Source organism: Pseudomonas sp. 22515 (assembly GCF_052044625.1).
GTDB classification, from domain to species: Bacteria; Pseudomonadota; Gammaproteobacteria; order Pseudomonadales; family Pseudomonadaceae; genus Aquipseudomonas; species Aquipseudomonas alloputida.
In genome coordinates, this window is record NZ_JBQENN010000018.1 from 102,742 (window position 1) to 123,304 (window position 20,563).

14 protein-coding genes are annotated in these 20,563 nt (G+C 63.4%); 6 read left to right on the forward strand and 8 right to left on the reverse strand.

Annotation, left to right across the window (positions count from 1 at the left end; genetic code table 11):
- Positions 1-232: 232 nt before the first annotated feature.
- The 6 genes from accC to ACTJJN_RS17905 form a co-directional block, all read right to left on the reverse strand.
- Positions 233-1,588, reverse strand: a complete 1,356-nt coding sequence (gene accC, locus ACTJJN_RS17880) for an acetyl-CoA carboxylase biotin carboxylase subunit (protein ID WP_003255333.1) — start codon at positions 1,586-1,588, stop codon at positions 233-235.
- A gap of 17 nt (positions 1,589-1,605) precedes the next feature.
- Complete coding sequence (gene accB / locus ACTJJN_RS17885) at positions 1,606-2,067, reverse strand: acetyl-CoA carboxylase biotin carboxyl carrier protein (RefSeq protein WP_003255332.1); 462 nt, start codon at positions 2,065-2,067, stop codon at positions 1,606-1,608.
- A 100-nt stretch (positions 2,068-2,167) separates the two neighbouring features.
- A complete protein-coding gene (gene aroQ / locus ACTJJN_RS17890) occupies positions 2,168-2,623 on the reverse strand; it encodes a type II 3-dehydroquinate dehydratase (RefSeq protein WP_003255330.1) in 456 nt (151 codons plus the stop codon).
- A gap of 179 nt (positions 2,624-2,802) precedes the next feature.
- Entirely contained in the window at positions 2,803-4,575 is a 1,773-nt protein-coding gene (locus ACTJJN_RS17895; protein WP_014755201.1) for a protein-disulfide reductase DsbD, read from the reverse strand.
- A 189-nt stretch (positions 4,576-4,764) separates the two neighbouring features.
- A complete protein-coding gene (locus tag ACTJJN_RS17900; RefSeq protein ID WP_014755202.1) occupies positions 4,765-6,726 on the reverse strand; it encodes a methyl-accepting chemotaxis protein in 1,962 nt (653 codons plus the stop codon).
- Positions 6,727-6,969: 243 nt separating this feature from the next.
- Positions 6,970-8,325 carry a diguanylate cyclase gene (locus ACTJJN_RS17905; protein WP_392490462.1) on the reverse strand — a complete coding sequence of 452 codons (1,356 nt, stop codon included), beginning with the start codon at positions 8,323-8,325 and terminating at the stop codon, positions 6,970-6,972.
- Between the two features lie 247 nt (positions 8,326-8,572).
- Between ACTJJN_RS17905 and ACTJJN_RS17910 the strand changes: the two genes are divergently transcribed.
- The 5 genes from ACTJJN_RS17910 (at position 8,573) to ACTJJN_RS17930 (ending at position 13,477) form a co-directional block, all read left to right on the forward strand.
- Positions 8,573-9,640: a DUF2333 family protein gene (locus ACTJJN_RS17910; RefSeq protein WP_014589550.1), complete on the forward strand. Its 1,068-nt coding sequence runs from the start codon at positions 8,573-8,575 to the stop codon at positions 9,638-9,640.
- A 2-nt stretch (positions 9,641-9,642) separates the two neighbouring features.
- A complete protein-coding gene (locus tag ACTJJN_RS17915) occupies positions 9,643-10,176 on the forward strand; it encodes an NUDIX hydrolase (RefSeq protein ID WP_440781474.1) in 534 nt (177 codons plus the stop codon).
- Positions 10,177-10,415: 239 nt separating this feature from the next.
- Positions 10,416-10,787: a translation initiation factor Sui1 gene (locus ACTJJN_RS17920; RefSeq protein WP_003255318.1), complete on the forward strand. Its 372-nt coding sequence runs from the start codon at positions 10,416-10,418 to the stop codon at positions 10,785-10,787.
- A 150-nt stretch (positions 10,788-10,937) separates the two neighbouring features.
- Positions 10,938-12,851 carry an arginine decarboxylase gene (speA, locus tag ACTJJN_RS17925; protein WP_010951840.1) on the forward strand — a complete coding sequence of 638 codons (1,914 nt, stop codon included), beginning with the start codon at positions 10,938-10,940 and terminating at the stop codon, positions 12,849-12,851.
- 170 nt (positions 12,852-13,021) lie between these two features.
- Entirely contained in the window at positions 13,022-13,477 is a 456-nt protein-coding gene (locus ACTJJN_RS17930; RefSeq protein WP_017148076.1) for an REP-associated tyrosine transposase, read from the forward strand.
- Between the two features lie 167 nt (positions 13,478-13,644).
- Here ACTJJN_RS17930 and ACTJJN_RS17935 read toward each other — a convergent pair whose 3' ends face one another.
- A complete protein-coding gene (locus ACTJJN_RS17935) occupies positions 13,645-14,982 on the reverse strand; it encodes an MATE family efflux transporter (RefSeq protein ID WP_143999519.1) in 1,338 nt (445 codons plus the stop codon).
- A 226-nt stretch (positions 14,983-15,208) separates the two neighbouring features.
- Here ACTJJN_RS17935 and ACTJJN_RS17940 point away from each other — a divergent pair, with 226 nt between their 5' ends.
- On the forward strand, positions 15,209-20,110 hold the full coding sequence (locus ACTJJN_RS17940; protein ID WP_440781475.1) for an alpha-2-macroglobulin family protein: 4,902 nt from the start codon (positions 15,209-15,211) through the stop codon (positions 20,108-20,110).
- Positions 20,111-20,237: 127 nt separating this feature from the next.
- Here the strand turns inward: ACTJJN_RS17940 and ACTJJN_RS17945 are convergent, their stop codons facing one another.
- The gene (locus ACTJJN_RS17945) at positions 20,238-20,531 is read right to left on the reverse strand and encodes a hypothetical protein (RefSeq protein ID WP_004577004.1); all 294 of its coding nucleotides are present in this window, start codon (positions 20,529-20,531) and stop codon (positions 20,238-20,240) included.
- Positions 20,532-20,563 lie beyond the last annotated feature (32 nt).

The window sequence follows — 20,563 nt, forward strand, 5'->3', positions numbered from 1 at the left end:
GAGCGGCCTTGTGTCGCGATAGGGCCGCAACGCGGCCCCAGCTTCAGGCAGGCAATAAAACAACCTGGCACAGAGCCGGGGTGCCCACAAGGACGGCGTCGGTCCTGAGGCACGCGCGCAACCTGTGGGAGCGGCCTTGTGTCGCGATAGGGCCGCAACGCGGCCCCAGCTTCAGGCAGGCAATAAAAAACCCCGGCACAGGGCCGGGGTTCTGGTACATCACACTACACGATCACTCCTGGTTGGCCAGTTTGTGCTCGAGGTAGTGAATGTTGACGCCGCCTTTGCAGAAGCCTTCATCACGCACCAGGTCGCGGTGCAGCGGGATGTTGGTCTTGATGCCGTCGACGACGATCTCGTCCAGGGCATTGCGCATGCGCGCCATGGCTTCGTCGCGGTCCTTGCCGTAGGTGATCAGCTTGCCGATCAGCGAGTCGTAGTTCGGCGGAACCGAATAACCGCTGTACAGGTGCGAATCGACGCGTACGCCGTTGCCGCCCGGGGCGTGGAAGTGCTTCACCTTGCCTGGGCTCGGGATGAACTTCTTCGGGTCTTCGGCGTTGATCCGGCACTCCAGCGAGTGGCCGCGGATCACTACGTCTTCCTGGCGGAACGACAGCTTGTTGCCAGCGGCGATGCTCAGCATCTCCTTGACGATGTCGATACCAGTGACCATCTCCGACACCGGGTGCTCAACCTGCACGCGGGTGTTCATCTCGATGAAGTAGAAGCGGCCGTTTTCGTACAGGAACTCGAAAGTACCCGCACCACGGTAGCCGATCTCGATGCACGCATCGACGCAGCGTTTGAACACTTCCTGGCGGGCTTTCTCATCGATGCCCGGGGCTGGTGCTTCTTCCAGGACCTTCTGGTGACGGCGCTGCAGCGAGCAGTCACGGTCGCCCAGGTGAATGGCGTTGCCCTGGCCGTCGGACAGTACCTGCACTTCCACGTGACGTGGGTTGGTCAGGAACTTCTCCAGGTAAACCATCGGGTTGCCGAAGGCAGCACCGGCTTCGGTACGGGTGAGCTTGGCCGAGGAAATCAGGTCCTCTTCCTTGTGCACCACGCGCATGCCGCGACCACCACCGCCACCGGCGGCCTTGATGATCACCGGATAGCCGACGTCACGGGCAATCGCCAGGGCGACTTCTTCGTCTTCCGGCAGTGGGCCATCGGAGCCCGGTACGGTCGGTACGCCCGACTTGATCATCGCGTCCTTGGCCGAAACCTTGTCGCCCATCAGGCGAATGGTGTCGGCTTTCGGGCCGATGAAGGCGAAACCGGATTTTTCCACCTGCTCGGCGAAATCGGCGTTTTCAGCCAAGAAGCCGTAACCCGGGTGAATCGCGGTGGCGCCAGTCACTTCGGCGGCAGCGATGATCGCCGGGATGTGCAGGTAGGAATCCTTCGACGATGCAGGGCCGATGCAGACCGACTCGTCTGCCAGGCCCAGGTGCATCAGTTCACGGTCGGCAGTGGAGTGCACGGCGACGGTCTTGATACCCAGCTCTTTGCAGGCACGCAGGATCCGCAGGGCAATTTCCCCGCGGTTGGCGATCAGGACTTTTTCGAGCTTCCCAGACATCGTTGGCTCTCCGCGATTCAAACGATGGTGAACAGCGGCTGGTCGAACTCAACCGGCTGGCCGTCTTCTACCAGGATGGCGTCGATGACACCGCCAACATCGGCTTCGATGTGGTTCATCATCTTCATGGCTTCGACGATGCACAGGGTGTCGCCTTTCTTCACGGACTGGCCAACTTCAGCGAAGTTAGGCGAGGTCGGCGAAGGCTTGCGGTAGAAGGTACCTACCATTGGCGAACGGATCACGGTGCCTTTCAGGGCCGGGGCGGCAGCAGTGGCTTCGGCGGCTGGCGCAGCAGCGGCAACCGGCGCAGCGGCAGGGGCGGCGGCCATAGGCGCCGGTGCGTAGAACTGCTGGGCAGCTGGGGTCTTGCTGTGACGGCTGATACGGACCGACTCTTCGCCTTCCTTGATCTCCAGTTCGTCGATGCCAGACTCTTCCAGCAGCTCGATCAGTTTCTTGACTTTACGGATATCCATTAATCATCAACTCCCAAAGGTTCGGTCAGGGGGCGAAATACAAAAAAACGTATCTGAAACGTTTCTCTCGAACCCCGGCCCACTTAGGCCAGGGTTTTCATCATTTGGGCTGTGCGTTGGCAGCCAGTTGTTCCAGCGCGGACTCCAGGGCCAGGCGATAACCGCTGGCGCCCAGACCGCAGATCACCCCTACGGCAACATCGGAAAAGTAGGAGTGGTGACGGAACGGTTCGCGTTTGTGCACGTTGGACAGGTGCACTTCGATGAATGGGATGCTCACCGCAAGCAATGCGTCACGTAATGCGACGCTTGTGTGGGTGAAAGCAGCCGGATTGATCAGGATGAAGTCCACACCCTCGTTGCGTGCGGCGTGAATGCGGTCGATCAGTTCGTATTCGGCATTGCTCTGCAGGTACTGCAGATGGTGGCCTGCGGCGCGGGCGCGTTGCTCCAGGTCCTGGTTGATCTGAGCCAGGGTCACGGCGCCGTAGTGGCCTGGCTCGCGAGTACCGAGCAGGTTGAGGTTGGGGCCGTGGAGCACCAGTAGCGTTGCCATCTGCGGATTCCTTGGATTTGTAGGGCAATTCGACACAGCGCGGCGAGTGTGCCGTAAAGCAACGGCAAGTGTCCAGTTCCCGGCAATAGCCAGCACGATGTCCGAGGTTCGCGCGAAGTATGTGACCGAATAATTAAATCCGGTCACTCATTTCAGGATTTTTCCCGGCTCGCGGGAAGTTATAGACCGACTTTGCCGCGCACGCGCGTCAGAATCTGCGCAAATTCACCGGCATTTATCTCGCCAATCACCCGATCAGCGGTAATTTCGCCGCCGTTCGCAGCAAAAAACAGCAGGGCGGGGGGGCCGAACAGCTGGTAGCGGTCGAGCAGCGTGCGTTGCTCGGCATTACTGTCGGTGATGTCGAAACGTAGCAGTTTGAAGCCGGCCAGCTGTGTTTGCACTTGCGGTGCATTGAGCACCTCATGCTCGATCACCTTGCAGCTGATGCACCAGTCGGCGTACCAGTCCAGCAGCACTGGCTGGCCGGCGGCCTGGGCTTGCGCCAGGGCTGCGTCCAGAGCATCAGGTGTGGTGATGGTCTGCCAGGCATCGGCTTTTGCCGTCGGGAGGCTGCCGCTGGCGGCCAGTGACGCCCCCGGCAGTGGGCGCAGTGGGTCGCCCTGGCCAGTGAGTGCGCCGTACCAGCAAGCCAGCGCGTACACCAGCAAGGCCAGGCCGAGCAGTTGCGCCAGGCGCTGGGCCGCCGTCTTGACGACGAATTCCAGCGCGCCGAGGAACAGTGCCACACCCGCGGCGAGGAAACCGACCAGCAGCAAGGTCACAGGGCCTGGCAGTACACGGCTGAGCAAACCGATGGCCAGCCCCAGCAGCAGTACGCCAATGGCGTTTTTCACCGTGTTCATCCATGGGCCGCTTTTGGGCAGCCAGGCCGCGCCACCGGTGGCCACCAGCAGCAGTGGCGCACCCATGCCCAAGCCCAGGGTGAACAGCTTGAGCGCGCCACCCAGGGCATCGCCGCTGGCGCTGATATAGAGCAAGGCACCGGCCAGGGGGGCCGATACACATGGAGAAACCAGCAAGCTGGAGAGTACGCCGAGCACTGCTGCACCCAGCAGCGAGCCGCCGCGGGTGTGGTTGGCGACGTTGTTCAGGCGGTTGCTCAGGGCCTGGGGCAGCCTCAGTTCGAAGAGCCCGAACATGGCCAGGGCGAACACCACGAAAAACAGCGCGAAAGGTACCAGCACCCAGGCCGACTGCAGGCGCGCCTGCAGGTTCAGGCTTGCGCCGAACAGGCCCATCAGTGCACCGAGCACCGCGAAGCTGGCGGCCATTGGCAGCACGTAGGCCAGCGACAGCGCCAGGCCGCGCACGCCACCAACCTGGCCGCGCAGCACCACACCGGAAAGGATCGGTAACATTGGCAGGACGCAGGGGGTGAAGGTCAGGCCGACCCCAGCGAGGAAGAACAGCAGCAGCGACTTCCAGTTCCAGCCGTGTTCGCGGGTGGCTGGCGTGTTTGCAACGCCCTCGCCATCGATACTCAGGCGTGCGGTTTCCGGCGGGTAGCACAAGCCCTTGTCGGCGCAACCCTGGTAGCCCACCAGCAGGGTGAAGGCGCGTGGGTCTTTGCGTGACAACTCGATATCGAGCACGCCGTGGTATACCTCGACGTCGCCGAAGAATTCATCGTGCTTGGCCTCACCCTTTGGGATGTTCGGCGTGCCCAGGGTGATGTCGGCCGGTTCTGTGTGGAACTGGAAGCGGTGGCGGTAGAGGTAGTAGCCATCGGTGGCGACGAAGCGCAGCTTGATGGTTTGCGCATCGGCCTGGACCAGGTTGAGCTTGAAGGCCTCGTGTACCGGCAGAAAGTCGGCGTTGTTGGCCAGCGAAGCGGCGCCAAGGGTGGCGCTTGGGCGGTTGTCGAGCAGGCCTGCGGCGAAGGCAGGGCTGGCCAGCAGCAGGAACAGCATGAAAAACAGGCGACGCATGGCGGACTCGCGAGGTGGAACGTGCTCGGCATGATAACGGATGCGCAGGAATAATTGGCCCGAAACAAACGCAGGAGCGGGTTTACCCGCGAAGCGCCGCGCGGGCGGCGCTCGATCTCCCAGGCGCAGCACATGTCCCGTCAAACACCACCCAACTGCTACACCTGTCCTGGCGACCACCGCGCTGACTCAGACCCTGAATGCTCGCACGGCCCGGTTCAGCTCACCGCCCAGGCTCAGCAGCTGTTCGCCCTGTTCACGCCCCTCGCCAATGCGCTGCAGGTTGTCTTCACCCAACGCGTGAATCCGCTCGCTGTGGTCACGAATCTCGCTCACCGCGCCACTCTGCTGCGCCGTGACATCGGCAATCCGCACCGCCGTATCGGCAATGGTGCGAATGGCACAGACAATCTCATCCAGTGCCCCATCCGCCGCCTGGGCTTGGTTGGCCGTGGCCTCGGCATGTTCCAGTTGCGCGCGCATCCCCGCCACCGAACTTCTGGCGGCCTGCTGCAGGCGGTCGATCAACGCCTGGATCTCGCCGGTAGCCCCCGTGGTGCGCTGAGCCAGTGAGCGCACCTCATCGGCGACCACGGCAAAGCCACGGCCCATCTCGCCGGCACGGGCCGCTTCGATCGCGGCATTCAGTGCCAGCAGGTTGGTCTGCTCGGCAATCGCGCGGATCACCGTCAGTACCCCGCCAATGGTGGCCGACTCTTCCGCCAATTGTTCGATCATGCGGGCGTTGCCTTGCACTTCATCGACCAGCTCACGCAAGCCCGACAGGCTTTGGCCGATTACCGCCTGGCCTTGTTCCACCGCACGCCCGGCATCGCGGCTGGCCTCGGCGGCTGCGCTGGCATCACCAGCCACTTGTTGAATGGTCGCTTCCAGCTCGCCCAAGGCATCGCGGATCTGCCCGGTATCGCCGGCCTGGCGCTCGGCGCCGCCGTGCAGCGCAGCGCTCATGCCGGCCAGGGCGTGGCTGCTGCCGGCCACCTGCTCGGCGTTATGGCGGATGGTGCCGACCAGCTCCACCAGGTACTGACGCAGGCGGTTGAGCGACTCCTGGATGTCGTGCAGTTCGCGGTTGGTCTTGCCCAGGGCGATGGCTTGGGCGAAGTCGCCCTCAGCCCAGCACGACAGGGCCGGGGCCAGTCCGGTCAGGGTACGGGCCAGGCGCCGTTGCAGCGTGTCGATCAGTAGGGCGATCAGCAGGATCAGGCCGATCATCAGGCCTTGGATGATGCGCACCTCGGCAGCGATTTTCGCATGCTGGCCGCGCACTTCGGGTTCCAGCGCGGCGATGGCCTGTTGTACGGCTTCCAGGCGCTGGCCGGTGGTGGCGGCCAGCGCGACGCGGCGCTCGATCTGTTCGCGGGTGCGTTGCAGTTCGGCCGGGTAGCGGTTGAGCAGGCTTTGCAATTCACGCTTCAGGCCTACGGCAATGTCTTCCTGCTGGGCACTGGCCCGGGATTCCAGGCCCATCATTGCAGCGAAGTCGTCGGCACCGGATTCGGCAGTGCGGGTTACGCCGAGCAGTGGCAGGCCGTCGACCGTTTGGGCCTGGGCGCGGATCAGTTGCAGCTCGCGCTCCACCTCATCGGCCAGCTCCGGGCGGCCGCTGCTGACCAGCTTGTCGCGAGCCAATGACAGCCGCCCCAGGTGCAGGGTGGCGTCGAGCAAGGGCAGCAAGTAGCGATTGGCCTCGGCGTTGCCACTGTCGCGGGCATAGCTGGCCATCTGCTCGAAGTTCGCCCCCAGCTCCCGCTCGGCTTGCAGCAGCAGGGCTTGTGGGTCGCCGGCCAGCTTACCGGCGGCCAGCAGTTCGTTGGCGGTGAAGGCCTGCAGGCTATCCAGGCTGGGGCGCAACTTCTCGGCCAGCTCTACGGGCCAATCCGTCAGTGCGGCCTGCAACTGCTGGGTCGCCTCCATGGCTGCGGCCTGACGCAGGGCATCGCCGCTGCCCAGGTAGGCCTGGATATTGCGCGCCGTCTGGTTCTGGAACTGCTGAGACAGGCCCAGATAGCGCTCCATCAGCTGGTAGGGGCGCTCGAGGGCGCGCTGCGACCACCACAGGGTGGCGCCCAAGGCGATACACACGGTCACCAGCAATAGGGTGTTGAAATTGGTCAGCCACTTCAGGCGCATAGCCGCGAATTTCCTGCGCAGGTGAGAGGTAGGCGCCTGAAGTTATTGCGATTTTGTGACGGGGTGATGACGCCAGGGGCTTGGTGTCAGAAAAAAGTGGCACAGTGCCTCTATTGGTGTGGCTGGCACTGGCCTCTTCGCGGGCTTGCCCGCTCCCACAGGTTTACCTCCAGACTTGAGGTATGTGAAATGCCTGGGGAAGCGGGCGAGCCTGTTAAGAAGCCGGCACAGTGAGTGCGAATCTCAGGGCTCTACACGAACGACGCAATTACGCCCCGCATGCTTGGCCCGGTACAGCGCCTCGTCCGCTGCACTGGCCATGGTCAGTGCATCCAGCCCCTCATCCAGTTGCACCACCCCTGCACTGAAGGTGCACTGCAAATCCCGCGGCTGCGCCGGGTAGAGAATGTCGGCAAAGCGCCGGCGAATTTCGTCCAGCACCTTGTGTGCGGCGTCCAGCGCGGTATTGGGCATGACGATGGCAAACTCTTCGCCACCGTAGCGGCCAATAAAGTCGGTCTTGCGCAAGCGCTGCTTGAGGAATAGGGCAAGGCTCTTGATCACGCGGTCGCCCATGGGGTGGCCGTGGCGATCGTTGATCTTCTTGAAGTGGTCGATGTCGAGCATGGCAAAGCTCAACGGCTGCTGCTCACGGCGGGCGCGGAAGCTGCAGTCTTCCAGCAGCTGCAGGATATGGGTGTGGTTGTACAGCCCGGTCAGGCTGTCGCGGACCATGCGTGCCTTCAAATGGCGGGCGCGGGCGGCGCGGTTGCGCACGGTAGTGATCAGGTGGCGTGAGCGAAACGGCTTGGTCAAAAAGTCATCACCGCCTTCGCTCATGGCATCCAGTTGCTTGTCCAGGTCGTCCTCGGCAGACAGGTAGATGATCGGCACGCTCACATAACGGTCACTGTGGCGGATTACCTTGGCCAGCTCCGGGCCGGTGCAGGCCGGCATGTACAGGTCGAGGATGATCAGGTCGGGCTGGAAGTCGGCAAGCTCGGCCATGGTGCGGATCGGGTCGGTCAGGCTGCGGGTGAGCATGCCGGCGCCGGCCAGTACACGCTCGGTGTACAGGGCCTGGGTGCGCGAATCGTCGATGATCAGCACGCGCAGCGGGTCGTGCGGGGTGGCGTTGGTCAGCAGTTCGACCTTTTCCAGCAAGCTGGAAGCTTCCAGGCTGCCGGTGAGAAAGTCCTGGCCACCGGCGCGTACCGCAGCCAGACGGGTCGGGGTGTCGGCTTCGTGATGGCTGAAGAACAGCAACGGAATGGCGCGTGCCAGGCCCTGCTGCACCCGAGCAGCCAGCAGCAAGCCCAGGCCGGCGCCGGTGAAGTCGACATCCATGATGATGGCCGAAGGCGGGTACTCGCTGATCGAGGCGAGAAACGCCGCAGCGCAGGGCAACGCCTGCACCACCAGACCAAAGAATTCCAGTTGCTGGGCCAGGCGCTGGGCACGCTCGTGGTCCTGCAGCAGGATGTACACCGGTTTGCGCACCGGCAGCAGCAGCGGGTCGAGCGGGTCGTCCTTGCGCAGGCCGTTACGCGTCAGCTGTTGGACGGGGCACTGCGGGCTCGGCTCGACTGCTTGGCTCATGTCCTGGCTACTTATAGGTTGGGATGTGCAGGGGCAATGATGGCTCTATGCTAGCAGCTCTTTTCACGTGCGTGAGTGCCCTGCGTCAACAAAGCGGGCAGAACGAATATTCAGTTGCTGACTGAATGGTCGCTTATGCGTACGGTGGTGTCTGCTTTATAGTGCAGCCATTCGGGCTTCCCGTGGCACGCTAGCGCAGGCCTGTGGTCAAAGCCCCTGAACCGTCGTGACTGATAAGGACAAAGCCATGCTGGACTGGAAAAACCGCGAGGCCAAAGCCGAGCCCCGTGAGCGTGTCGACGGGCGCGGCGCTGCCGCCCGTAGCTACCTTGGCGGCCTTTGGAGCCGTGCCCTGGGGACCCTGATCGGGTTGTACCTGCTGGTGTGTATCGGCCTGGGCTGGTACTGGAGCCAGGAGCCTGCTCTGTTCCCGGTGCAGCAAAACGCCCAGGCCGCAGCCGAACGTGCTGGCCAGCAGATGGTGGTGGGCTATACCACCGTCGAAACCCTCAAGACCGTGGCCGGCACCTTGCTGAACAAGCCGGGCGGCTACATTTCCAACGACCGCTTCCCGCCAGGGCTGTGGATGGACAACATGCCAAGCTGGGAATATGGCGTGCTGGTCCAGGTCCGCGACCTGTCCCGTGCCCTGCGTAAAGACTTCGCCCGTTCGCAGTCGCAGTCCACCGAAGACGCCGACCTGGCCAAGGCCGAGCCGCGCTTCAACTTCGACAACAAGAGCTGGATCCTGCCATCGAGCGAGTCGGAGTTCGAAGAGGGCATCAAGTCGCTGACCCGCTACCAGACCCGTCTGGCTGCCGGCGACAAGGGCGCTATCTTCTATACCCGCGCCGACAACCTGAACAACTGGCTAGGTGACGTCGCCACCCGTCTGGGCTCGCTGTCGCAGCGCCTGTCGGCCAGCGTTGGCCGGGTCAAGCTCAACACCACGCTGAAGACCGAGTCGGTCGTTGCCGGCCAGGCGCCGCAGGTGGATGAGGAGCTGGTGGAAACCCCATGGCTGCAGATCGACAACGTGTTCTATGAAGCCCGTGGCCAAGCCTGGGCGCTGTCGCACCTGCTGCGTGCCATCGAGGTGGACTTCGCCGACGTGCTGGCGAAGAAGAATGCCACCGTCAGCGTGCGTCAGATCATCCGTGAGCTGGAGGCCTCGCAAGAGTCGCTGTGGAGCCCGATGGTGCTCAACGGCAGTGGCTTCGGCATGTGGGCCAACCACTCGTTGGTCATGGCCAACTACATTTCCCGGGCCAACGCTGCGGTTATCGATCTGCGTCAGCTGCTGTCGCAGGGCTGATGATGGCTATCAGCCCAACCGAGGCCGCCCATCGGGCGGCTTCCGACCGCGAGCTGGTCACCTGGGTGGACGAAACCGACCAGGTACTGGGCGTCTTGCCCCGTGCCGAGCTGCGCGAGCGTGGCCTGATCGGTCGCTGCACGTTCATTCTGCTGTTCAACAGTGCCGGTGAATTGTGTGTACACCGGCGTACGCTGAGCAAGGCGCTGTACCCCGGCTATTGGGATGTGGCAGCGGGCGGCATGGTCGCGGCTGGCGAAGCGTATGCCGAGTCGGCCGCGCGCGAGCTGGCCGAAGAGCTAGGCATCGAGGGCGCCGAGCTGCGCTTTCACGAGCGGTTCTATTTCGACCAGCCGGATAACCGCTTGTGGTGCGCGGTGTATTCGGCGGTGTCGGATGCGCCGTTGCGGTTGCAGCCGGAAGAGGTTATTGAAGCGCGCTTCATCGGTCTGGAACAGGCTGAGCAGGAAAGCCTGAGCAAGCCTTATTGCCCGGACTCGTTGGCGGCGTTGCAGCGCTACAAGGCCACTTTGTAGGCTCGGGTTTGCCCGCGAAATACCGGCCCAGACACCCGTTTCCCAGGGCAAGGGCTTTGCCCTTGTTCGCGGGTAAATCCGCTCCTACACAACCGGCGTATTTATCGTTACACTGCGCGCCCTTTTCGGGCTGCCGCAATTCTTGCAGCAGTAGCGCCGCCCCTGCCAGAGTGGGGCTTCGCGGTCGGCCTCAACCCCAAGGCACGACCAGTTTTTGTCCTCAGCACCGAGGAACAAAAGTGGCCAAGAAAGCTTCTTCCTTTTCCGCCCTTGGCGGTCTCGTGTACTCCACCGACGCCGGTCGGCACTGCCCCGACTGTGGCCAGCCGGTGGACGCCTGCACCTGCAAGCAGCAAATCATCCCCGAAGGCGACGGCATTGCCCGCGTGCGCCGCGAAAGCAAAGGCCGTGGCGGCAAGACCGTGACCACCGTCACCGGCGTGCCGCTGCCGCCCGATCAGCTCAAAGAGCTGGCGACCACACTCAAGCGCCGCTGCGGTACCGGCGGCGCCTTGAAGGACGGGGTTATCGAGATCCAGGGCGACCATGTCGAGCTGTTGATCGGCGAGCTGACCAAACAGGGTTTCAAGGCGAAAAAGTCCGGCGGCTGAGGCCATCGCGCGATTTTTTGCCCAGCGCTTTCTAAACTCGTTCCCGTGGTCAGAGTCTATGCCTGAGCACGGATGAATCGTCATTTTCAGCTTTTACACTCGCCCCGCTGCCTGCGGGCAGTGTCTTCGACTTATCTATAGGGGACTTGAATGTCCGTACGACGCACACGCAAAGACGATGGTAGCCAATGGACCGTGGCCGACAGCCGCAGTGTTTATGGTATCCGCCATTGGGGCGCTGGCTATTTCGCCATCAATGAAGCCGGGCGCGTCGAAGTACGCCCCAACGGCCCTCAAAGCGCTCCGATCGACCTGTTCGAACAGGTCGACGAACTGCGCCAGAGCGGCTTGTCGCTGCCCTTGCTGGTACGCTTCCCTGACATTTTGCAGGACCGTGTGCGCCAGCTGACCGGTGCCTTCGACGCCAACATCGCGCGCCTGGAATACCAGAGCCAGTACACCGCGCTGTACCCGATCAAGGTCAACCAGCAGGAAGCGGTGGTGGAAAACATCATCGCCACGCAAAACGTTTCCATCGGCCTGGAAGCCGGCTCCAAACCCGAGTTGCTGGCAGTGCTGGCGCTGGCGCCGAAGGGCGGCACCATCGTCTGCAACGGCTACAAGGACCGTGAGTTCATTCGCCTGGCGCTGATGGGTCAGAAGCTTGGCCACAATGTGTTCATCGTCATCGAGAAAGAGTCGGAAGTGGCCCTGGTGATCGAAGAGGCCGCCGAGCTCAAGGTGAAACCACAGGTTGGCCTGCGCGTTCGCCTGTCGTCGTTGGCCTCGAGCAAGTGGGCCGACACCGGTGGCGAGAAGTCCAAGTTCGGTTTGTCCGCCGCCCAGTTGCTTTCGGTGGTGCAGCGCTTCCGCGATGCGGGCCTGGATCAGGGCATCCGCCTGCTGCACTTCCACATGGGTTCGCAGATTGCCAACCTGGCTGACTACCAGCACGGTTTCAAGGAAGCCATCCGTTATTACGGCGAACTGCGTGCGCTGGGCCTGCCGGTCGACCACATCGACGTGGGTGGCGGCCTGGGTGTGGACTACGACGGCACCCACTCGCGCAATGCCAGCTCGATCAACTACGACATGGACGACTACGCCGGCGTGGTGGTGGGCATGCTCAAGGAGTTCTGCGACGCGCAGGGCTTGCCGCACCCGCACATCTTCTCCGAGAGTGGCCGTTCGCTGACCGCGCACCACGCCATGCTGGTGATCCAGGTGACCGACGTCGAGAAACACAACGACGACGTACCGACCATCGAGAACAAGGAAGCCCTGCCCGAGACCGTGCAGTGGCTGGTCGACCTGCTTGGCCCGACCGACATCGAGATGGTCACCGAGACCTACTGGCGCGCCACCCACTACATGGGTGATGTGGCCGCGCAGTACGCCGATGGCAAGCTGAGCCTGGGCGAGAAGGCCCTGGCCGAGCAGTGCTATTTCGCCGTGTGCCGCCGCCTGCACAACTCGCTGAAAGCCCGCCAGCGCTCGCACCGCCAGGTGCTGGACGAGCTGAACGACAAGCTGGCCGACAAGTACATCTGCAACTTCTCGGTGTTCCAGAGCCTGCCAGACACCTGGGCCATCGGCCAGGTCCTGCCGATCATCCCGCTGCACCGCTTGGACGAAGAGCCGATGCGGCGTGCGGTATTGCAGGACCTGACTTGCGATTCCGACGGCAAGATCAACCAGTACGTTGACGAGCAGAGCATCGAAACCAGCATGCCGGTGCATGCGGTGAAGGAGGGCGAGGATTACCTGCTGGGCGTGTTCCTGGTGGGTGCCTACCAGGAAATCCTGGGTGACATGCACAACCTGTTCGGTGACACCGACTCGGTGAACATCTACCAGAATGCCGACGGCAGCGTGTACCACGCGGGTATCGAAACCCACGACACCATCGAAGACATGCTGCGCTACGTGCACCTGTCGCCGGAAGAGTTGATGACGCATTACCGCGACAAGGTCGCCAGCGCCAAGATCACTGCGCGTGAGCGGACCCAGTATCTGGATGCCTTGCGCCTGGGCTTGACCCGGTCTTCGTACCTGTCGTCGTAATTGACGGGGCCGCCCCGCAAAAACTGCACGGTTTGCTTGTTTTTGTGGGCGCGGCCTCGCGTCGCGATATGAGGGCGAAGCCCTCACCGTGTCATATCCGGTAATGGTCCTGTCCTCGCCCGTCGCATTCGCGGCGCTAACTTTGAATGCACAATTCAAAGGAGAACGACATGGAACGTCCAGGCTCCCATCGTTTACGTAATGGCCGGGTGTCCGAATCCGGGCGCCTCTACCTGTTGACTACAACTACCCGCAGCCGAACGCCGTTGTTCAAAGACTTCCGATTCGCCAGGACCGTGATCCAGCAGTTGCGGTTCAGCGATGAGCGCAAGGCTTGTCGATCGCTGGCATGGGTGTTGATGCCGGATCACCTTCACTGGCTCATCGAGCTGGGTCCAGTGAGCCTGGGTAGGCTGATGTGCGAATTCAAATCCAGAAGCAGCTGTGCCTTGTACAAGGCCGGTGTTGAAAGACGGCATATCTGGCAAACCAGCTTTCATGACCGGGCTTTGCGTCGCGAGGAGGATGTGCGAGCGGTGGCCCGCTACATCATCGCCAACCCCATTCGGGCCGGCCTGGTGCGGCGGGCTGGCGAGTATCCCCACTGGGACTGTGTATGGCTGTGAGCATGTGAGGGCTTCGCCCTCATTTCGCGACACAAGGCCGCTCCCACAGGGACCGCTAAAGCAGGCCGACCCGCTATCCCCCAATCAGCCAGCCCGCGAAAGCAGGCCGACCCGCTATCCCATGTGGGAGCGGCCTTGCGTCGCGATGGGCCGCAAAGCGGCCCCAATCAGCCAAACCACAGGTCTCTCTGCTGCAACCGCCACCCGACCCACCCCAACGTCACCGCCCGCAACCCCATGAACCCAAGAAACGCCATCCACAACCCATGGTTGCCCAACCCGCTCATGGCCAGTGCCACCGGCAGCGCAATCAACACCGAAACCAGCATTGCATTACGCATTTCCCGCGCCCGGGTCGCGCCGATGAACAAGCCATCCAGCAAGTAACTCCACACCGCGATCAACGGCAGCAACGCCAGGTAGGGCAAATACGGATAAGCCGCCGCCCGCACACTGTCGATATCAGTCTGTAAGTCGATGAACAGGTGTCCACCCAGCAGGAACAGCCCGGCAAACCCCACGCTGGTGATCAGTGACCAACCACAAGCGACCACCAGCGAGCGGCGCAAAGTGTCGCGGTCACGGGCACCAATGGCATGGCCGCACAAGGCCTCCACCGCATGGGCCAGCCCATCCAGCGCATAGGCCGTCAGTAGCAGGCCATTGAGCAACAGGGCGTTGGCCGCCACGGTCGCTTCGCCCAGACGCGCGCCCTGCACGGTGATCAGCAGGAACACCAGTTGCAGCGCCAGGCTACGCAGGAAGATGTCGCGGTTCACCGCCAGCAGTGGCCTCCAGGCCTGCCAGCGCTTGAGCGCTGCCCACACGATCTGCCCCGGGTAAGCCCGCAGGGCCGGGCGGGTCAGGGCCAAACCGAGCAGGGCGGCAGTCCATTCGGCAATTACCGACGCCCGCGCCGAGCCCAGTACACCCCAGTCCAGGCCCAGCACGAACCACAGGTTCAAGGCGATGTTCAGCAGGTTGGTGGTCAGCAGGATGGCCAGTGGCGCCCTGGCGTTCTGGGTGCCGAGGAACCAGCCGACCAGCGCGTAACTGGCCAGCGCCGCAGGCAGGCCAAGCAGGCGGGTATGGAAGAAGTCTTCGGTGGATTGCTGCAGGGCTGCGCTGGGTTGCATCGCATGGAGTGCGAGCTGGCTGAAGGGCAGGGCCAGCAGGCCGATCAACAGGGCGAAGCCGACCGCCAGCAGCAGCCCTTGCACCAGTACCTGGCGTAGCGCTGCACCGTCGCCACGGCCGGCGGCCTGGGCAGCGAAGCCGGTGGACCCCATGCGCAGGAAGCCCATCAGGCCGACCATGAAGGTGAACAAGGTGGCGCCCACGGCCACGGCGCCCAGTTGGTGGGCGTGCGGGAGATGACCGATGACCGTGCTGTCGACCAGCGCCACCAGCGGTACCGAGATGTTGGACAGGATCATCGGCGCGGCCAGCGCCCAGACCTTGCGGTGGGTGGGGCGGTGGCGCCAGTCGGCAGCGAGTTGGGGCATGTGCATTCCATGAGATTTTGGGGCCGCTGTGTGCCCCTTCGCGGGCTTGCTCGCTCNCCCGCGAAGGGACGCCATGCGGCCCCTTTAACGAATGGCCACAGTGTAACGACCAGGCAACCATTTAGCGCGACCATGGTCTGACCTGGCGCGCAACGCCGGGTGCTGCACCTGACGTTGCGCTATAGTTGCTGCCCTCACGTACACGCTGCCCAAGAGTTCCTATCTCATGTTCAACAAAGGATTGTTGCTGGCCTGCGCGCTGGCGTTGCTCAGTGCCTGTGACTCTTCCACGCCGGGCAAACCGGCGCCGGTCGAGAAAACCGTGGCGCCCGCGCCCGCCGAAACCCCCGCCCCCAAGCGTGAGGACCCGGCCGTGCTCGCCAAGCGCTACGAGGGCCGCGAACTCACGGTGCTGGACGTATCGGAAGTGCAGCTCGATGGCGCGGCAACGCTGTCGATCAGCTTCTCAGCACCGCTGGATGCCAAGCAGGACTTCGCCACCAAGGTGCACCTGGTCGACACCGTCAAGGGTAAGCTAGATGGCGCCTGGGAACTCTCCGACAACCAGATGGAGCTGCGCCTGCGCCACCTGGAGCCGCAGCGCAAGCTGGTGCTGACCGTCGACAAGGGGCTGCTGGCAGTCAACGGCAAGCAGCTGGACAGCGAGTCGATCACCCGCCTGGAAACCCGCGACATGCAGCCGACCATCGGCTTTGCCAGCCGCGGCTCGCTGCTGCCTACCCGCCTGGCAGAAGGCCTGCCGGTGATTGCTCTGAACGTCGACAAAGTGGATGTCGAGTTCTTCCGCGTCAAGCCAGACATGCTCTCGACCTTCCTGGCCAACTGGGGACGCAACAGCAGCCTGTACTACTACCAGTCCAAGGAAACCCTGGACATGGCCGAGCTGGTCTACAGCGGCCGCTTCGATCTAAACCCGGCGCGCAACACGCGCGAGACCGTGTTGCTGCCGATTGCCGGCATCAAGCCGTTGCAGGCGCCAGGCGTGTACCTGGCAGTGATGCGCGCCTCGGGTACCTACGATTATTCTCAGCCGGCAACCCTGTTCACCCTCAGCGACATCGGCGTGTCGGCCCACCGTTACCGCGACCGCATTGACGTGTTTGCTCAAGCCCTGGAAGGCGGCAAGGCGCTGAGCGGCGTCAACCTGGAAATCCATGGCGAAAAGGGCAAGCTGCTGGCCCAGGCCACCACCGATGGCAAGGGGCATGCCCAACTGCCAATCACGCCAAAGGCCGATACCCTCATTGCCACCCAGGGCGTGCATACCACGCTGCTGCGCCTGAACACCGCAGCCCTGGACCTGGCCGAATTCGACATCACCGGGCCTCAGGCCAACCCGCTGCAGTTCTTCATCTTCGGCCCGCGTGACCTGTACCGCCCGGGTGAGACGGTGCTGCTCAACGGCCTGCTGCGCGACCAGGACGGCAAGCCGGTCAAAGCCCAGCCGGTGAGCGTGGAAGTGCGTCGCCCGGATGAACAGGTGAGCCGCAAGTTCGTCTGGGAAGCCGACAGCAATGGCTTGTACCAATACCAGTTGCAACTGGCCACCGAGGCCCCGACCGGCCGTTGGCAACTGCTGCTCGACCTGGGTGGCGGGCGCAAGCAGGTCTATGAATTCCTCGTTGAAGACTTCCTGCCCGAGCGCCTGGCGCTGGAGCTCAAGGGCAGCAACACACCGCTTTCGCCGGATGAAGATGCGCGTATCCAGGTCAATGGCCGTTATCTCTATGGTGCGCCGGCCGCCGGCAACCGCCTGAGCGGTCAGGCCTATGTACGCCCGCTGCGCGAGGCAGTACCGGCGTTGCCTGGCTACCAGTTCGGCTCGGTCACCGAAACCGATCTGAACCAGGACCTGGAACTGGACGAAGTCACCCTTGACCAGGCCGGCAAGGCGGTGGTCGATATCGAAAGCCGTTGGGCCGAAGCCCGCTCTCCGCTGCAACTGACCGTGCAGGCCAGCCTGCAGGAGTCGGGTGGCCGGCCGATCACCCGGCGCCTGGAGCAGCCTATCTGGCCGGCTGAGCGCCTGCCGGGCCTGCGAGGCCTGTTCGAAGGTGAGGAGACCGATAGCGACGGGCCCGTGGAATTCGAATTCCTGGTGGCCGACCGCGACGGTAACAAACTGGCGGCCGACGCGCTTAAGGTGCGCCTTGTTCGCGAACGCCGCGATTACTACTGGAATTACTCGCAAAGCGACGGCTGGAGCTACGCCTACAACGAGAAGTTCCTGACCCAGAACGAAGAGACGATCAGCGTCAAGGCAGGTTCCACCGCCAAACTCAGCTTCCAGGTTGAGTGGGGCCCTTACCGCGTCGAGGTCGAAGACCCGCAGACCGGTCTGGTGTCCAGTGAGCGCTTCTGGGCCGGCTACCGTGCCCAGGACAACGCTGAGGGCGGCGCGGTGCGGCCGGACCAGGTCAAGCTGGCGCTGGACAAACCCTCCTACACCGATGGCGCTACCGCCAAGGTCACCGTCACCCCGCCCGCTGCGGGCAGCGGCTACCTGATGATCGAGTCCAGCGATGGCCCGCTGTGGTGGCAGGAGATCGATGTGCCCGCCGAGGGCAAGACCTTTGACGTGCAACTGGACAAGGCCTGGGCCCGTCACGACCTGTACATCAGCGCGCTGGTTATCCGCCCTGGTGAGCGCAAGGCCAATGCCACGCCCAAGCGCGCCGTGGGCGTGCTGCACCTGCCGCTGGACCGCGCCGAGCGCAAGCTTGCGCTGAGCCTGCAGGCGCCGGAAAAAATGCGCCCGAAACAGCCTTTGACAGTGAAGGTAAAGGCCGCCAACGCCGATGGCAGTGTGCCCAAGCAGGTGCATGTGTTGTTGTCGGCGGTGGACGTGGGCATCCTCAACATCACCGATTTCAAAACCCCCGACCCGTTCGCCAGCCTGTTCGGGCGCAAGGCCTATGGTGCCGATCAACTGGACATCTACGGCCAGTTGATAGAGGCCGGCCAAGGCCGCCTGGCCAGCCTGGCGTTCGGTGGTGACGCAGCGATGGCCAAGGGGGGCAAGCGACCCAACACTACGGTAACCATCGTCGCCCAGCAGAGCCTGCCGGTGACGCTGGACGACAAGGGTGAGGGCCAGGCCACGGTCGACATCCCTGACTTCAACGGCGAATTGCGGCTGATGGCGCAGGCCTGGACCGAAGAGCACTTCGGCATGGCCGAAGGCAAGACCGTGGTCGCCGCGCCGTTGATTGCCGAGCTTTCGGCCCCGCGCTTCCTGGCCGGTGGCGACCGTACCAGCCTGGCACTGGACCTGGCCAACCTGTCCGGCCGCGCCCAACAACTGAGCGTCGAAATCACCACGGATGGGCAACTGAGCCTGGCGGCCAATGCCGTGCAGAGCGTTAACCTGGCCGAAGGGCAGCGCTCGACGCTGATGATTCCGGTGCAGGCCCAGGGGGGGCTGGGGCAGGGCAAGGTGCATGTCCGGGTGACGGGCCTGCAACTGCCGAACGAGCCGGTCAATGCGTTCGAACGTGAGTGGACGCTGGGCGTGCGCCCGGCCTACCCGGCAATGCTCAAGCACTACCGTGTGGCCTTGAAGGACCAGCCGTGGACTCTGCCCGAAGCAGACCTGGCCGCCTTCGAACCCGCTGGCCTGGAAGCCAGCCTGGCCTTGTCGAGCCGGCCGCCGCTGAACCTTGCCGAGCAGATCCGCGCGCTGCAAGCCTACCCCTACGGCTGCCTCGAACAGACCACCAGCGGCCTGTACCCTTCGCTGTACGCCGATGCCGACAGCCTCAAGCGCCTTGGCATCAAGGGCGAGCCGGCGGATGTGCGCAAACGCAAGATCGAAATGGGCGTCGAGCACCTGCTGGGGATGCAGCGCTACAACGGCAGCTTTGGCCTGTGGAGTTCGGACAGCGAGGAAGAGTACTGGCTGACCGCCTATGTGACTGACTTCCTGCTGCGTGCCCGTGACCAAGGGTATGGCGTACCCGCCGAGGCATTGAAGAAGGCCAGTGAGCGCCTGCTGCGTTACCTGCAGGAACGCAACCTGATCGAAGTCGACTACAGCGAGAATGCCGACCACACGCGCTTTGCGGTGCAGGCCTACGCGGCGCTGGTGCTGTCGCGCAGCCAGCAGGCGCCGTTGGGTGCCCTGCGCGGGCTGTTCGAACGTCGCGCCGATGCCCGCTCCGGTCTGCCGCTGGTACAACTGGCAGTGGCGCTGGACAAAATGGGCGACAAACCGCGTGCCGAGCAAGCCTTGCAGGCGGGCCTGGGCATCAGCCGTGGCAAAGGCTGGCTGGCCGATTATGGCAGCGCCCTGCGTGACCAGGCACTGATCCTGGCGCTGCTGCAGGAAAGCAACCTGGCCAGCAGCCAGGTCGATCAGCGCCTGTTCGCCTTGTCCGATGAACTGGCGGCCAACCGTTGGTTGTCGACCCAAGAGCGCAATGCACTGTTCCTCGCTGGCCGTGGCCTGCTTGGCAAGCCGGAAGGCCAGTGGCAGGCACGCCTGGACAGCGCGGGTGAAGTGCGCGAGTTGAACAATGCCGAGGCCGGTATGAAGCTGGAGGGCCCGTTACTGGCCTCGCCTCTGAGCGTGCAGAATGAAGGCAACGAGACGCTGTACCAGCAGCTGACCTTGTCCGGCTACCCGCGACAGGCACCTGCTGCTGGCGGCAACGGCCTGCAGATTCACAGAGAGTACCTGGGCATGAATGGCCAGCCGCTGGACTTGCACAACCTGCGCAGTGGCGACCTTGTGCTGGTGCACCTGGCGCTCAAAGCTGAGGACCGCGTGCCGGATGCGTTGGTGGTGGACCTGCTGCCGGCCGGCCTGGAGCTGGAAAACCAGAACCTGGCTCAAAGCGCCGCCAGCCTGGACAACGCCAGCAGTGCAGTGAAGGCGTGGCGCGAGTCGATGCAGAACGCCAGCGTGGTGCATCAGGAGTACCGTGATGACCGTTATGTTGCCGCGCTCAAGCTTGACGGCTATGGCACCACCCACCTGCTGTACCTGGCGCGAGCAGTGACCCCGGGCACCTACCGCGTGCCGCCGCCGCAGGTCGAGTCGATGTATCGGCCGAACCTGCAGGCCGTGGGCGATGGGCAAGGGGAGATGACGGTGAAAGCCCGCTAGAGACCCGCTCTACGCGGAAAGTGTGGGAGCGGCCTTGCGTCGTGATAGGGCCGCAAAGCGGCCCCGACAATTCAAGCGGCGAAGCTGAAAGTNCGACGCAAGGCCGCTCCCACAAAGACCGCGCAGATCAGTGGATCACCCAGCTCATCACCCACAGCCCCAGCACCAGCCAGATGATTCCGAGGATGATCGAGGCGCGCATGAATGCGCGGATTGCCGAGTACAGCAGCATCAGGCCGATGATCAGGGCCAGGATGCTCAGCAGCGAAGTGTCCATGCCCAAGGTGCGCGACAGGCCATCGATGAAGTTGCCACCGGCATTGGCCAGCAGGTTGAACAACCCGCTCAATGCGTCGACGATGAAGCGGATCAACGACCCCAGTGCCTGGCCCAGCCACTCGAAAAAACCTTCTACATGCATAGTTGCTTCCTGATGAAAAAATCGGCGAGGTT

Excerpts from the sequence above, each read along its gene's own strand:
- accC (WP_003255333.1), bottom strand. The coding sequence starts at position 1,588 with ATGTCTGGGAAGCTCGAAAAAGTCCTGATCGCCAACCGCGGGGAAATT.
- accB (WP_003255332.1), bottom strand. The coding sequence starts at position 2,067 with ATGGATATCCGTAAAGTCAAGAAACTGATCGAGCTGCTGGAAGAGTCT.
- aroQ (WP_003255330.1), bottom strand. The coding sequence starts at position 2,623 with ATGGCAACGCTACTGGTGCTCCACGGCCCCAACCTCAACCTGCTCGGT.
- ACTJJN_RS17895 (WP_014755201.1), bottom strand. The coding sequence starts at position 4,575 with ATGCGTCGCCTGTTTTTCATGCTGTTCCTGCTGCTGGCCAGCCCTGCC.
- ACTJJN_RS17900 (WP_014755202.1), bottom strand. The coding sequence starts at position 6,726 with ATGCGCCTGAAGTGGCTGACCAATTTCAACACCCTATTGCTGGTGACC.
- ACTJJN_RS17905 (WP_392490462.1), bottom strand. The coding sequence starts at position 8,325 with ATGAGCCAAGCAGTCGAGCCGAGCCCGCAGTGCCCCGTCCAACAGCTG.
- ACTJJN_RS17910 (WP_014589550.1), top strand. The coding sequence starts at position 8,573 with ATGCTGGACTGGAAAAACCGCGAGGCCAAAGCCGAGCCCCGTGAGCGT.
- ACTJJN_RS17915 (WP_440781474.1), top strand. The coding sequence starts at position 9,643 with ATGGCTATCAGCCCAACCGAGGCCGCCCATCGGGCGGCTTCCGACCGC.
- speA (WP_010951840.1), top strand. The coding sequence starts at position 10,938 with ATGTCCGTACGACGCACACGCAAAGACGATGGTAGCCAATGGACCGTG.
- ACTJJN_RS17930 (WP_017148076.1), top strand. The coding sequence starts at position 13,022 with ATGGAACGTCCAGGCTCCCATCGTTTACGTAATGGCCGGGTGTCCGAA.
- ACTJJN_RS17935 (WP_143999519.1), bottom strand. The coding sequence starts at position 14,982 with ATGCCCCAACTCGCTGCCGACTGGCGCCACCGCCCCACCCACCGCAAG.
- ACTJJN_RS17940 (WP_440781475.1), top strand. The coding sequence starts at position 15,209 with ATGTTCAACAAAGGATTGTTGCTGGCCTGCGCGCTGGCGTTGCTCAGT.
- ACTJJN_RS17945 (WP_004577004.1), bottom strand. The coding sequence starts at position 20,531 with ATGCATGTAGAAGGTTTTTTCGAGTGGCTGGGCCAGGCACTGGGGTCG.